Annotated in this window: 13 protein-coding genes and 1 other RNA gene; 8 read left to right on the top strand and 6 right to left on the bottom strand. The window is 48.4% G+C overall.

The window, feature by feature from the left end; translation table 11 throughout:
• The first annotated feature begins 27 nt into the window (after positions 1 to 27).
• Together O3661_RS02135 and ssrA are read left to right on the top strand one after the other, a co-directional pair.
• Positions 28 to 1,242 carry a pyridoxal phosphate-dependent aminotransferase gene (locus tag O3661_RS02135; protein WP_371492149.1) on the top strand — a complete coding sequence of 405 codons (1,215 nt, stop codon included), beginning with the start codon at positions 28 to 30 and terminating at the stop codon, positions 1,240 to 1,242.
• A gap of 113 nt (positions 1,243 to 1,355) precedes the next feature.
• Positions 1,356 to 1,718, top strand: a transfer-messenger RNA (tmRNA) gene (gene ssrA / locus O3661_RS02130).
• 163 nt (positions 1,719 to 1,881) lie between these two features.
• Here ssrA and O3661_RS02125 read toward each other — a convergent pair.
• The 4 genes from O3661_RS02125 to hda form a co-directional block, all read right to left on the bottom strand.
• The gene (locus O3661_RS02125; protein WP_315115313.1) at positions 1,882 to 2,667 is read right to left on the bottom strand and encodes an endonuclease/exonuclease/phosphatase family protein; all 786 of its coding nucleotides are present in this window, start codon (positions 2,665 to 2,667) and stop codon (positions 1,882 to 1,884) included.
• A gap of 157 nt (positions 2,668 to 2,824) precedes the next feature.
• Entirely contained in the window at positions 2,825 to 3,139 is a 315-nt protein-coding gene (locus O3661_RS02120) for a TonB family protein (protein ID WP_371492148.1), read from the bottom strand.
• Positions 3,140 to 3,198: 59 nt separating this feature from the next.
• Entirely contained in the window at positions 3,199 to 3,867 is a 669-nt protein-coding gene (locus tag O3661_RS02115) for an HAD family hydrolase (protein ID WP_371492147.1), read from the bottom strand.
• Positions 3,864 to 4,532: a DnaA regulatory inactivator Hda gene (gene hda, locus O3661_RS02110; RefSeq protein WP_371492146.1), complete on the bottom strand. Its 669-nt coding sequence runs from the start codon at positions 4,530 to 4,532 to the stop codon at positions 3,864 to 3,866. The genes O3661_RS02115 and hda overlap by 4 nt, the downstream gene beginning before the upstream one ends.
• Before the next feature lie 230 nt (positions 4,533 to 4,762).
• On the opposite strand from hda, the gene O3661_RS02105 reads away from it, so the two are divergent.
• From O3661_RS02105 to O3661_RS02090, 4 genes are read left to right on the top strand one after another with little or no spacing between them, the layout of a single operon-like run.
• A complete protein-coding gene (locus O3661_RS02105; RefSeq protein ID WP_371492145.1) occupies positions 4,763 to 5,401 on the top strand; it encodes a DedA family protein in 639 nt (212 codons plus the stop codon).
• Between the two features lie 46 nt (positions 5,402 to 5,447).
• Positions 5,448 to 6,884 (top strand): MBOAT family protein, encoded by a 1,437-nt coding sequence (locus O3661_RS02100; RefSeq protein WP_371492144.1) that lies wholly within the window; start codon positions 5,448 to 5,450, stop codon positions 6,882 to 6,884.
• Between the two features lie 10 nt (positions 6,885 to 6,894).
• Positions 6,895 to 7,923 (top strand): peptidoglycan O-acetyltransferase PatB, encoded by a 1,029-nt coding sequence (patB, locus tag O3661_RS02095; RefSeq protein ID WP_371492143.1) that lies wholly within the window; start codon positions 6,895 to 6,897, stop codon positions 7,921 to 7,923.
• Positions 7,920 to 9,032 carry an SGNH/GDSL hydrolase family protein gene (locus O3661_RS02090; protein ID WP_371492142.1) on the top strand — a complete coding sequence of 371 codons (1,113 nt, stop codon included), beginning with the start codon at positions 7,920 to 7,922 and terminating at the stop codon, positions 9,030 to 9,032. Before patB ends, O3661_RS02090 begins: the two co-directional genes overlap by 4 nt.
• Before the next feature lie 108 nt (positions 9,033 to 9,140).
• On the opposite strand, the gene O3661_RS02085 is transcribed toward O3661_RS02090, so the two are convergent.
• Positions 9,141 to 9,731, bottom strand: coding sequence for a LemA family protein (locus O3661_RS02085; protein WP_371492141.1), 591 nt, complete (start codon positions 9,729 to 9,731; stop codon positions 9,141 to 9,143).
• A gap of 141 nt (positions 9,732 to 9,872) precedes the next feature.
• Positions 9,873 to 10,961 (bottom strand): metallophosphoesterase, encoded by a 1,089-nt coding sequence (locus O3661_RS02080; protein WP_371492140.1) that lies wholly within the window; start codon positions 10,959 to 10,961, stop codon positions 9,873 to 9,875.
• Between the two features lie 105 nt (positions 10,962 to 11,066).
• On the opposite strand from O3661_RS02080, the gene O3661_RS02075 reads away from it, so the two are divergent.
• Entirely contained in the window at positions 11,067 to 11,975 is a 909-nt protein-coding gene (locus O3661_RS02075; protein WP_371492139.1) for a Dyp-type peroxidase, read from the top strand.
• Between the two features lie 210 nt (positions 11,976 to 12,185).
• Entirely contained in the window at positions 12,186 to 13,853 is a 1,668-nt protein-coding gene (locus O3661_RS02070) for a ShlB/FhaC/HecB family hemolysin secretion/activation protein (protein WP_371492138.1), read from the top strand.
• Positions 13,854 to 13,928 lie beyond the last annotated feature (75 nt).

Below are 13,928 nucleotides of genomic sequence, written 5' to 3'. Positions count from 1 at the left end.
TGTTAACAATTTTACGGAACACACATCATGGAGAAATTCCCTAAATCATCCAAACTGGATCACGTTTGCTACGATATTCGCGGCCCAGTTCACAAAAAAGCCCTGCAACTGGAAGAAGAAGGCAACAAAATCCTCAAGCTCAATATCGGCAATCCGGCTCCGTTCGGCTTTGAAGCGCCTGACGAAATTTTGGTTGACGTCATCCGCAACCTGCCGACTTCGCAAGGCTATTGCGACTCCAAAGGCCTTTACTCCGCACGCAAAGCCATCGTCCACTACTACCAAACCAAAGGACTGCTCGACGTTACCGTCAACGACGTTTACATCGGCAATGGCGTCTCCGAATTGATTACCATGTCCATGCAGGCATTGCTCAACGACGGCGATGAAATCCTGATTCCTGCGCCTGACTATCCACTGTGGACCGCCGCTGCAACACTGGCCGGCGGCAATGTGCGTCATTATTTGTGCGACGAAGAAAATGACTGGTTCCCAAATCTTGCCGATATGGAAGCCAAAATTACGCCGAAAACAAAAGCCATTGTCGTCATCAACCCCAACAACCCGACAGGCGCGGTGTACAGCAAAGAAATCCTGCTCGAAATCGCCGAATTAGCGCGCAAACACGGCCTGATTATTTTTGCCGACGAAATTTACGACAAAATCCTCTACGACGGTGCCGTACATCATCACATTGCCGCCCTCGCCCCCGACTTGCTGACCATTACCTTTAACGGCCTCTCCAAAGCCTACCGCGTGGCCGGTTTCCGCCAAGGCTGGATGGTGCTCAACGGCCCGAAACATCATGCCAAGGGCTATATCGAAGGCCTCGACATGCTCTCGTCTATGCGCCTTTGTGCCACCACACCCATGCAACACGCCATTCAGACGGCCTTGGGCGGATACCAAAGCATCAACGAATTCCTCCTCCCCGGCGGCCGCCTGCTCGAGCAACGCAACAAAGCATGGGAACTGGTCAACCAGATTCCGGGCATATCCTGCGTCAAACCCATGGGTGCATTGTATATGTTCCCCAAAATCGATACCGAAATGTACAGCATCCACGACGACATGAAATTCATCTACGACTTACTCGTACGTGAAAAAGTCCTGTTCGTCCAAGGCACAGGCTTCAACTGGATACGCCCCGACCACTTCCGTATCGTTACCCTGCCGCCCGTTCATCAAATCGAAGAAGCCATGGACAAACTCAAACGCTTCTTGCAAAACTACCATCAATAAACCTAAACCAAACAGGCCGTCTGAAAAAGCAAACTGCTGTTCAGACGGCCTTTTCAATCAATCAGCAACTTGGCAAAGCACGCTGACATGCGTATAATCGACTTTTCCTATCTGGGGGCGATCTTGGTTTCGACGGGGGTTGCAAAGCAGATGCGGGCATACCGGGGTCTCAGATTTCCCGTTAAACACTGAATTTAAATAGTCGCAAACGACGAAACTTACGCACTGGCCGCTTAAGGCCTGCCGTTGCAGCAGTTGGTCAATGGGCTGTGTAGCGCAAGCTACCGCAACGTCATTCTACATTGACTGGTTTTCTGTCGGGTTACTTGGCAGGAAACGAGATTTAAGGTAACTGGTTCTCTGAAGGCCTGTTGGTCGGCATGATGGGGACGAGATTCTAAATAGACACAACTAAGTATGTAGAACGCTCTGTAGAGGACTTTCGGACGGGGGTTCGATTCCCCCCGCCTCCACCAGATTTAAAGCGCAAACTTTTGATTTAAAAAGGTTTGCGCTTTTTTATAAACTTAAAACAGGCCGTCTGAAACGTTTCAGACGGCCTGTTTTTGTCTCAAATATCTAAGTAAAAAAACTTTTTAATACATTACTACCAATAGTGCTTTAAAAAAGATTTCAGTCTTACATTTTTCTATCTAATTTCATATTCATTTTACGATGCGGTCTAACCGTTACACTCAACGGCAGATGATCTGACAAATGTTGCCAGTCTTTACTGTTGTGGATTTCAGAATCGATGACATCAAGATTGCGCGTGTAAATGCGATCAAGGCTGAGGATGGGCAGGCGCGAGGGAAAGGTTTTGGGGCGTTTGCCTGTATTATCGACAAATACTTCGTTCAAATCTAATGCCCTGCCCAGCTCACGTGCTGATTTTTGCCGCCAGTCATTGAAATCGCCGGCAATAATCAAGGGGCTGTCAGGGTTGATGTGGCGGTCGACATAGTCGCTGATGGCGCGGTATTGTTTGAGGCGGTCAGGTTCGCGCAGATTGAGGTGGACACACAGACACACCAGCGGATCTTCCCAACCTTCGGGTACGACCTCGCAATGCAACAGGCCGCGCTGTTCGAGTTTGTTGACGCTGATGTCGAGGTTGTTTTCCGTTTTCAGCGGCAGGCGGCTGAGAATGGCGTTGCCGTGGTGTCGTTTGGGATAGACGGCATTTTTGCCGTAGCTGCGATGATAATCGAGGCTGTCGCCGATGATGTCGTAATGCGGCGCATCGGGGAAGTCGGTACGGCGGCTTCTGTTGAGATGTTGTCCTTGGACTTCTTGTAAAAACAAAACGTCCGAACCCAATGCACCCAACGCGTCAGCCATGCGGTTGACCTGCACTTTGCGGTTGAGCGCAGACATGCCTTTGTGCATATTGTAGGAAGTAATGGTAACTGGACGGGGAGACATGATGTGTGATGAAGCGGTTTATTTGTTTCAGTATAGCACCGGAGCGTGTGGTTTTACGGCAATTTTGGTTATACTTGTTTAAAGAATAAAACAGCGTTTTGACAGGGGATTTCCCAATCAAAACGCCTTCTGTTTTTCAGACGGCCTTGCGTCCGAATCAGTTGTTGATTACTTCAACATTGGTTTCAAAAGTAACGGTGTGTTGGTATTTAGATGCGGTTTTGCGTTTCGGATAAGGATATTTGGAAACGCTTTTCACTGCGCGTTCGTCCATTTCAGGATTGCCGCTGGATTGAATGATATTCACGCGGTCAACATTGCCAGCAGGAGTTGTGAAGACATCCATCAAAACGGTTTTAACGCTGCCGTTTTGCGCTTTCATGGCTTCCAGAGTTTCGGTATCGGCTGCTTGTGCGGTACCGAATACAGCGGCAAACAACAGGACTGAGGCGAGGAGTTTAGTCGTTTTCATGTTTTAGTCCTTATTAGGGTTGTGGTTAGGTTAAATATTTCAGACGGCCTGATTGATCGTTATTTGAAATTCAAAATCGGCCAACCTTTTGCTTTGGCTTCTTTTTCCAGCTCTGCATCCGGATTGACGGCGACAGGTTCGTTCACGATACGCAGCAACGGCAAATCGTTTTTGGAGTCGCTGTAAAAATAAACCTTACCGTAGCTTTCAAAGGTCTCACCTCGCTCGGCAAGCCATTGGTTCAATCGGGTAATTTTGCCTTCTTTCAGGCTGGGCGTACCGACATAGTTGCCGGTATATCGGCCGTCTTCACCGGTTTCAAGCTGTGTGCCGATGACGTTGTGAATACCGAAAAGATGGCAGATAGGGGTAATGATAAATTCGTTGGTCGAAGAAATAACCAACATTTCGTCGCCCGCCATTTGATGGCTTTGCACCAACATACGCTGCATCGAAGAAATGTGCGGAATAATATATTCGGCCATAAACTCGCGATGAAACTCAGCCAATTCTTCCTTGCTGAAACGGGTTAAAGGCGCGAGATGGAATTTGAGGAAGGCATCGATATCAAGACAACCGTTTTGATAGTCTTGGTAGAACTTTTCATTTTGCGCCTCTGTTTCAGCCGCATCGACTATGCCTTTTTTAATCAGGTATTGCGGCCAGGAGTGATCCGAATCGGTATTGATCAAGGTATTATCAAGGTCGAAAATGGCAAGGTTTTTCATTGGGTTTCCTGTTGTTTTAAAAGCTGGCGCAAAAGCGGCAAAGTAATGCGCTTGCCCATCATAACGGCGTAGTTGTCGAGGGTATCGAGCATTTGCATCAGGCTGTTCATATCGCGCCGCCAATGGTTCAGCAGGTATTCGAAAATTTCCGGATCGATGGTTACCTGACGAGCAGCCGCCATGCTGACGAGCACATCGATTTTTTCCCGGTCGGTCAGCGGTTTGACTTCGTAAACCAAGCAATACGCCATGCGTGTGCGCAGGTCTTCGCGGATAACGAGTTGCTGCGGCGTATATTCGGAACTCAAAAGCAAAAAGCCTTTGCCGCTGTTGCGGAAGCGGTTGAAGATGGCAAACAGTAAAGCCTGTTCTTCATTATTAAGCTTTTCGATTTGGTCAATGGCGAGATATTCTGCATCCAACGCGGCTTCTGTCAGCGGCGTAACGGCGGCATCAATATAGATGGCATTTCGTCCGGCATCGAGCGCCTGGGCGACCCATGCCTGCAAGAGATGGCTTTTGCCTGCGCCCTCTTCGCCCCAAACATAGATAAATTGCCCATGTTTGTGCTGCAACACATACACCAGCTCGGCATTTTCTGTTCCCAGAAATTTGTCGAAGCTGGGATAATCATGGTTGGCAAAATCGAAGATGAGCTGGTTCACAAAGGCGCACCGGTTAGGTTGAAATCGGCTTTATTTTACGTTGTTTTGCCGTCCACCATCAAGGATAAAGGCCGTCTGAAGCCTATACCTGCAACATATCTGCACTTCTAAACATATCTTGACGCGCTCACGGCATTGGTTTTATTCCGCTTTGGTTTTACAATGTCGAACTTCTCGCCGAAACATTTGTCTGTTCTTTTTCAGACGGCCTTTTTATTTGGGGAACCCTAGTGATTTCTACCCTTATTGATTTCATCCTCCATATCGACCAACACCTTGTCCACCTTTCCGCCCAATACGGCCCGTGGATTTACGCGATTTTGTTTGTTGTGATTTTCTGCGAAACCGGTTTGGTCGTAACGCCATTTTTACCCGGCGACTCACTGCTGTTTGCTGCAGGCGGTATTGCGGCCATCGGTGGCATGAACATCCACGTCATGGTATTGCTGCTCTTAGCGGCTGCCATTTTAGGCGATGCGGCCAATTTTATGATCGGCAAGTATTTTGGACAAAAACTGTTTGCCAATCCGGATTCCAAAATTTTCCGCCGTTCGTATTTGGAAAAAACCCATGCGTTCTATGAAAAACACGGCGGCAAAACCATCATCATTGCGCGCTTTGTGCCGATTGTGCGGACGTTTGCGCCATTTGTCGCAGGCATGGGCGATATGCACTATGGCACGTTTATCCGTTACAACATTATCGGCGCGGTGTTGTGGGTATTGTCGTTTTCCTATGCAGGCTACTTCTTCGCCAATATCCCCGTCGTAAAAAACAATCTGGGCTTAGTCATGGCGGCAATCATCGTGATTTCGATTTTACCTGCGGTAGTCGAAGTCGTCCGTGCCAAACTTAACGCCAAAAAATAACAATCAATCGAAAAGTTTGAAAGTTTAAACACATCAAGGAATTGTCATGCCGTTGCTGTCTATTGAATTTGCGGTATTCTTTATCATATTTTTGCCGTTGTACTGGGCATTTGCACGTTTTCCGCAAGTTCAAAACGTTTTACTTTTGGTTGCCGGGCTGGGCTGGCTTTACCGTATCGACCCCATTTTTGCCGCGCTGATTTTGGTTTACTCTTCTGTGGTTTACCTGATCAGCGTACTGATGTTTTCTGAAAACGAGAATATCCGCAAATTTTGGCTGGGTTGCGGTATTTCGGCAGCATTGACTGTTTTGTGTTTCTTCAAATATTTCGACTTTTTCCGCCCGATTATTCAGCAATATACGGGGCAAAGCGCCGTCATCGACATCCTTTTGCCTTTGGGCTTGTCTTATTACACTTTCCAATCGCTGGCTTACTTGGTGTATTGCTACCGCGAGCCTAAAGGAGACCGTTTTGAATGGCACGAGCTCCTACTGCATCTGAGCTTCTTCCCCACCATCACATCCGGCCCGATTATCCGTGCGGCCGCTTTTAAAAGCATAGACGGCGAACAAGCAGGCGCATTGGCGCAAATCCGCACCAAACAGGCACGCCAACTGATTTATCCGGCTTTGGCAGTCGGCCTGATTGTGTTGGGCATTGCCAAAAAGTGGTGGCTTGCCGGCGTGTTGGCGGAAGGCTGGGTATCGCCTGTTTTTGAAAATCCGGCCCAGTTCGACGGCTGGGGCGTGTTGTCTGCGATTTATGGCTACACCTTCCAACTCTTTTTCGACTTTTCCGGCTACTCGGATTTGGTCATCGGTTTGGCCATGCTGCTCGGCTTCCAGCTGCCGAAAAACTTTGCCGCGCCACTTCGCGCCATCAACATCCGCGACTTCTGGGACAGATGGCACATCAGCCTGTCCACTTGGATTCGCGACTATATCTATATCCCTTTGGGCGGCAGCAAAAAAGGCTTCGGCCGCACCCAGCTCAATCTGATGATTGCCATGTTGCTTTCCGGCATTTGGCATGGCTACGGCTGGAGCTTTTTGATTTGGGGCGCGTTGCACGGTGTAGCGTTGGTATTCCTTAACTGCGGCGACAAAATCGTCGGCCGCAATGCCTTAGGCCGTCTGAAAATCGGCAAACCGCTTGCCTGGCTGTTTACTTTCCATTTCGTTTGTTTCGCTTTTGTCGTGTTCAACAGCGCAACGCTTGCCGATACGGAAATGCTGTTCAGCGCATTATTTGCCAATGACAAAGGTTGGAACGCGCCTCTGCCGACCAACCTCATGTTGCTGGGTGCATTTGCGATGATGCTTTTGCTGTACCCGTATTTGCTTCGCTTATTTGAAGCATCGGTAAAAGGCTTGGACAAACTGCCTGCATGGCTGTGGTTTATCCCCATCACGCTTATCCTCGCCCTAATTATCATCTTCGCCCCGTCCGGCATTCCCGGCTTTATTTACGCCAATTTTTAAGGAGCAGAACATGAAACGCTTTATCTCCCTGTTTGTTTCTATTCTGCTCAGTGCGGTTGCGCTGACGTGGTTTGCCCAAAACTCCATCAATGCCTATTGGCAGCAGACCTATCATGAGAACAGTCCGCTTGAGCCTTTATCCGAATACGCTTGGTGGCGTATCGGTGCGGATTGGCAACAAAAAGCCTACGAATTTTCAGACGGCCTGAAAGCTTCACTGGAAACGGAAGACGCTTTGGCTTCGGAAGACTCTGGCATTGAAGCAACAAGACCGTCTGAAAATACGGAGAATATTGAAACATCGGACAATCAAAAAGAGCCTGCCGCTTCTGATGCGGCTAACAATACGGATACCACAGCCAGCGAGCCAAGCAATCAGGATGATCAGTCGGCAACGCAGGTCGTATTGAAAAAAGGCAATAAAGTTTTCTTTGCCGGCGACTCACTGATGCAGGGCGTTGCACCTTTCGTACAAAAACACCTCAAGCAAGAATATGGCGTACAATCGGTCAACCTCAGCAAACAAAGTACCGGTTTGTCCTACCCTAATTTCTTCGACTGGCCGAAAACCATCGAACAAACTTTGCAAAAAGAACCCGACATCCGCGTTTTGGTTGTATTCTTAGGCCCTAACGACCCTTGGGATTTCCCGATGGGTAAAAAATATCTGAAGTTCGCTTCCCCCGAATGGGAGGCAGAATACCTCAACCGCGTCCGCCGTATTCTTGATGCAGCCTCCGCACATGATGTCCAAGTCATTTGGCTGGGCATTCCTTACATGAAAAAAGCCAAGCTCAACGAACAGATGCGCTACCTCGACAAAATCCTGTCGGGTACAGTATCGCCTCAAGCCATCTGGCTGCCGACCGACAAACTGTTGAGCAATGGCGCAGAAGAATATGCCGACTCTGTCAAAGTAGATGGAAAAATCATCCGTTACCGCAGCAAGGACGGCATTCACTTTTCCGCAGAAGGCCAAAAACTACTGGCCGGAAAAATTATGGAAAAAATTAATTTTACACACGATACACAACCATGAAATTGAATAAAACCTTACTCCTCACGCTTCTCGCACTCCCTATTACCGCCTGCGCAACCAATGACGGCCTGTTAAGCAACTATGGCTCCAACCGCCCTGCCTGGCTGAACAAACTGCAACAGCTCAACCATACGTCAGACGGCAAGTTCCGCATTATCCAAGTCGGCGACTCACACACCGCCGGCGACTATTTCACCGACCGCCTGCGTCGCCGTTTGCAACAACAATGGGGCAACGGCGGCATCGGTTGGGTTTATCCCAACACCGTCAAGGGCCAGCGTATGGCTACCGTCCGTTACAGCGGCAGCGGTTGGAACACCATCAGCAGCCGCAAATCACACAGCGATTTTTCTTTCGGCGGTATTGAAGCACGCGCCGATGGCGGCAGCGTTACCTTAAGCGCAGCCGACGGCAGCATGGATATGCAACAAATCTCCATTTTCGGCAAACCGGTTTGGTCCGAGCAAACCCTGACCGTCAACGGCCGCGAAATCCCGGCCAAACAAAACGGCTGGCAACTGTTGCATACCAACGCCTCCCTGCCAATGACGCTCAGCAGCAGCATGCCTTGGCAAATCGGTTTCATTAATATCGAACGCCCCGGACGCGGCGTAACCGTTTCCGCCATGGGCATAAACGGCGCGCAGTTATCCCAATGGTCAAAATGGCGGCCGGGTATGTGGGAAGATTTGGCACAAACCAAAGCCGATTTAATCATCCTTGCCTACGGTACCAATGAAGCCTTTTCCGGCAATCTCGATATTTCCTCTACCGAACGGACATGGCGTAATTACATCCGCCAAATCAAAAACACCCTGCCCAACGCAGGTATCCTGATCCTCGGCGCTCCGGAATCTTTGAAAACTGCCTACGGCAGCTGCGGCAACCGTCCGGTCTTACTCAGCGAAGTACAACAAATGCAGCAACGCGTTGCCCGTGACGAAAAAATCATGTTCTGGTCTTGGCAGGACGCGATGGGCGGGGCATGCAGCATGAAAAACTGGATGGCTCAAGGCTTGGCAGCCAAAGACGGCGTTCACTTCTCTGCACAAGGTTACGAAACTGCAGCCGATAAGCTTGCCGACAGCCTGATCCGCTTTGCCCAATAAATTGGCCAAAGCCTAAGTATTTTTCATTAACAGCATACAAAAGGCCGTCTGAAATTAATATTTCAGACGGCCTTTTATTTATCGCTTATTCAGCAAACTGCTTAATTTTTAAGCCAACATATTGCTGCTCATTCGTTGCGTTTGGTTTTCCGTAAAACGAACCAATTTTGCCTGCTTGCCAAAGCCTAATGGCTTGGCGACAAGACGGTTGGGCAGCTTGTTTAAATGATGGTTGTAACTTCCGGCTCTGCGGTTGTAAGTACGGCGTGCCGATGCGACTTCTGCCTCTGCTGCATCCAGCATTTCCATCAAACCAGCCAATTTCTCATCAGGATACTGTTTCAAAAGGCCGTTGACGGCAGTTTGCAATTTTTTCAGCGCATGATTCAATGCTGTTTCGGCTTCGCACAGATGTTTGATTTTGGATTCGGAAAATGTTTTGGCAGTTTGCACCAATGCAGTTTCGACTTCGGTACACATCTGCTGAACGTGTTGATCCGATACAATGCCCTGCTCGTGCAGATGTTTGCTGTATGCATCCAATACATGACGGACGGCCTGATGTCGGCAGTCGAGTGCAATGCGCAAAGAGACAAAGGATTCGCGACAGTCTTTTTTTCGGTCTTTCAACTGTTGTTTGAAATACAATAAGACAGCGGCGATTGATACGAAGATAAGTGCAAGACTAATAATGCCCATAGTGAGTTCCCTAGTTATGATGCCACTCATATCGGTGGCTGATTTTATTAACATCGATTATAATCCAATTTCAATATTTTTTCCCAATTTTCATAAAAAGGCCGTCTGAAATTCAGACGGCCTGAAGTTTATATTTTTATTTCAATGCTTTGACTTGATGTCGATAACCCACACTTCTGATTGCGAACCCAAACGCAGGGGAATACCCCAGAAGCCGTAGCCTGAAGTGGTGAAGAAATGGCCGTTGCCGATTGCTTCATAACCATAAGCAAGACGATAAAGCGTACGGACGATAAGGTTGGCGGGGGCTACTTGGCCGTTGTGGACATGGCCGGAAACCTGCACATCAATCGGCAGCCGGGCATGGGTTTCGATTGAAGTAGGACGGTGGTCCATCAGTAAAACCGGTAATTGAGTATTTTGACCTTCTAAAAGCTGCTCCGTACTAGGACGCTTGCGATCCAAATCATCGCTCCGCCCTACCAGCAACACACCATTTACTTCCAAAACCTGATTGGCCAAAACCGTCAAGCCTGCAGCTTCCAATTCATGCTTGATACGCTTCTGATCGCGGAACCAATCATGATTGCCCAAAGTGGCATAAACGCCCATCGGCGCAGTCAGCTTCTGCAAATGCGGTTTCATGTTTTCTTTCAAGTACGCGTCGACGGTATCGTCCATCAAATCGCCCGGCAGCAACACCATATCGACTTGTTCCTGCTTCATGATGTCCGTCAGCTTGTCTAATTGACGCGCGCCAAACAAAATCCCCAAGTGCAAATCGCTGGCCACGCCGATACGCAGCGGCTTATCCATTTTCTTATTGATGAATACGGTTTGATGGCGGACAACGGGCGTATAGGCGTTATACATCCCAAAACCGAGTAAACCGGCCACAAACAAAGGTGCAAACAGCCGCAGACTTCGTGACAGCGGTTGGCGCGCCATAAAACGGCGCAGCAAAAGATACAGGATAAATGTCGCCAACGCGGCATACATCACAAACAGTAAGATTACCATCCAAAACGCCACCACGCGGAACATTATATGTCCCAACTCCAGCAGCAAGCCGACCAACAAGCCGTTTGTAATGAAATAGGAAATACCCATCAGCCAACGTCTGCCAACTTTGCCAATCCAAGGCGCAAACAGCCATTGCAGTGAACGCCCAAGCCCGAATGTAAACACTTGTAACAGAATGACGCTCACAAAAAACATCTTGCCAAACATGACTTTCCGGCCCTAAAAAAATCAAAAGGCAGATTTTAGGCCGTCTGAAACTTTCAGTGTATAATCTCCCGCGTAAAAACCCATAATATTTTGAAAGGAATCATCATGAGCCAACCTCAATCAGCTATTATTCCTGATCACGCACAAGCCGGTATTTTTATCGAAGCAGACATTTCAGACGGCCGCAACGAAGACATCAAATCTGCCTGCCGCCTTTCTTTGGAATCCTTGGCCAAACTGAAAACCCGTTTTCCAAATGATATTTTGGGTTTGACCATTGCCTTTGGCAGCCGCGCATGGCAATCGTTCGGTCATACTGACGAAGGCAGCGAAATCAAACCTTTCCCTGAATTGGGCAACGGCCTCGCCCCCTCCACCCAACACGATCTCTATATCCACATTCAAGCCACCGAGCAAAAAGCCGCCTATGCCTTAGCTCAATCTGTTTTAGGCGCATTCGGCGACAGCATCCGCGTATCCACTGAAGAACACGGCCTGCGCCTGTATGAAGACCGCGGCTTGGACGGTTTTGTCGATGGTACGGAAAATCCGCAGGGCGATGACAATGTGCGCAATGTCGCCATTATTCCCGAAGGCAAGCCCGATGCCGGCGGCAGCTATGTTTTGCTGCAAAAATACCTGCACGATTTGAAAAAATGGGATACTGTTCCTACTGCCGAACAAGAAGCCAGCGTAGGCCGCAGCAAAGAAACCAATGACGAATTTAGCAAAGACGTGCGCCTGCCAGATTCCCATCTCGGCCGCGTCAATGTTAAAGAAAACGGCGTTGGCCTGAAAATTGTCCGCCGCAGCCTGCCCTTCGGCAAAATCAGCGGCGAACATGGTTTGATGTTCACTTCCTATTGCAACACGTTGCACAATATTGAAGTTCAGCTGCTCAATATGTTCGGCGATGCAGACGGTAAAACCGACTTACTGCTGAAATATTTGTCTAAAGCCGTATCAGGTGCTTACTACTACGCGCCTTCTGTCGAGCGTTTACAAAATCTTTAACGGCTCACAGGCCGTCTGAAAAAACCTGCCTTTTCAAAGGCAGGTTTTTGTTATTTAAATTCCCTTAATCTTTCTATGGTATCATCATAGAAATTTATCCTATCATTGCTTAATAAACCCAGATTACAGACAACGATAAAAACCGATACGCCCAAGCAGCTATTTTCGATAAAATAAACCCAATTATTATCCCTATAAAATTACGACACCATGTATAAATCCCGCCTTCTTCCCCTGCCCGTATTGATTCTTTCCGTGCTAAACACCTATGCGGCCAATACGCCGAATCCGCTCGATCAAATCGATAAAAACGTACCCAACCAATTCGACAAAGACTTCCGCGACAATCTCGACCAGATTCATTCGGTCGAAATCCAAAAACGCGAGCAGTCGGCATGGGATTTACAGAAAAAACAAGATAACGACACGGTTGCACAAGAGGTGCCGTCTGCAAACAATACCGAATGCTTGGATTACACCGGTATCGAGCTTTCCGGTATTACCCTCATCGATTCCAAAAAGATTGAAGCCAAGTTACCCAAATGCATCAATCAAAACAGCATCAACCAACTGAACCGGGATATCGTTGCCGATTATATCGCTCAAGGCTATCCGCACACGCAAATCAAATTTGAAACCACGCCTGAACGCATCCTGAAATTGGCAGTCATCGAAGGCAAAATCCGTGAGATTACCGGCGGCTCCCGTACGGTCAACGTCGACACCCTCTTCCCAAATCATCAAGGCAAACCGCTGAACATCCAATACCTCGACCAAGGTATCGAACAGGCAAACCATGTTGTCGGCAACAACGTCAGCATCGATGTTTATCCGCATGATGACGGCACCGCCTCCATCCAACTCAACAACGATGCCGAAAAACATTGGGGCGGCAGCATTACCATCGACAATAAAGGCAGTAAACCCAATACCACGACACTGCGCGGTAGCCTGAATATTGGCAGCCCGTTGGGATTGAGCGACTCCCTTTATCTAAACGGCTATACCAATCTAAACAACCACGACAGCCATTACAGTCGCGGCGGCAGCCTGTTCTACCAAGTTCCTTATGGCGCATGGACATTCAGCACTTACGCCGCCGCGTCGCAATCGCAAAGCATCTTAACGCCCAGCGTGACCCGCTATGCCTACCGCTCCAAATCCAAAGCGGCAGGAATCAAAGCAGACCGCGTATTTTCACGCAGTCAAAAACACATTACCTCCGCCTATGCCGGTATCGATTATGTGAAACAGACTGCAAAATTTGCCGACAGCAAACTGGAATTGCAAAGTCCGGAAATCTATTCGGCACAAGTCGGCCTGTCGCATACAACCATCCTGCCAAACGGTATTTGGCTCAACAATATCGGCGTGGAACAAGGGTTTGCAAAAAATACCGAACATACGCCGTTCGACAAGCGCTATACCTCTGTATCCTTGCAAAGCAATTTGATTCAAAACCGTCCATTGGGTAAATGGATCGTGCGCAACCATCACCAAATCGATGCCCAATATAGCCCGCATGATTTGTTTGCCGCCAAAGAAATGGACATCGTCGGTTATCAAAATGTACGCGGTTTCCGTTCAACTTCTTTGAGCGCAAACAGCGCAGTCCTGTTAAGCAATACCGTTTATTTCCGCCGTAATACGCCCCACGGCATCTATATCGAACCTTATCTGGGCGCAGACATCGGCGTTGCCAAAAATCATCACGAAGGTTCGCAACGCGCCATGGGCTTAGTGGCAGGTTTGAATTTGGGCAAGGCGGACAAATGGCAGCTTTCTGCCGACTACGGCAAAGGTTTTGCGCGCATACCCAACCAATCAAACAGCGAAATACAGGATCATGTGACTGTTTCTTTGCGCATTCCATTTTAAAGTTATGTAAATATATATCCTTTTATCCAATATATAAACCGCCCATCTTAACATTATTAATTTTCCATTAATATC

This window comes from Neisseria sp. 20925_1_37 (assembly GCF_041433255.1).
Classification (GTDB): Bacteria; Pseudomonadota; Gammaproteobacteria; order Burkholderiales; family Neisseriaceae; genus Neisseria; species Neisseria flavescens_D.
Note: the sequence above shows the minus strand (reverse complement) of the source record. Positions and strands in the feature narration are given on the sequence as shown.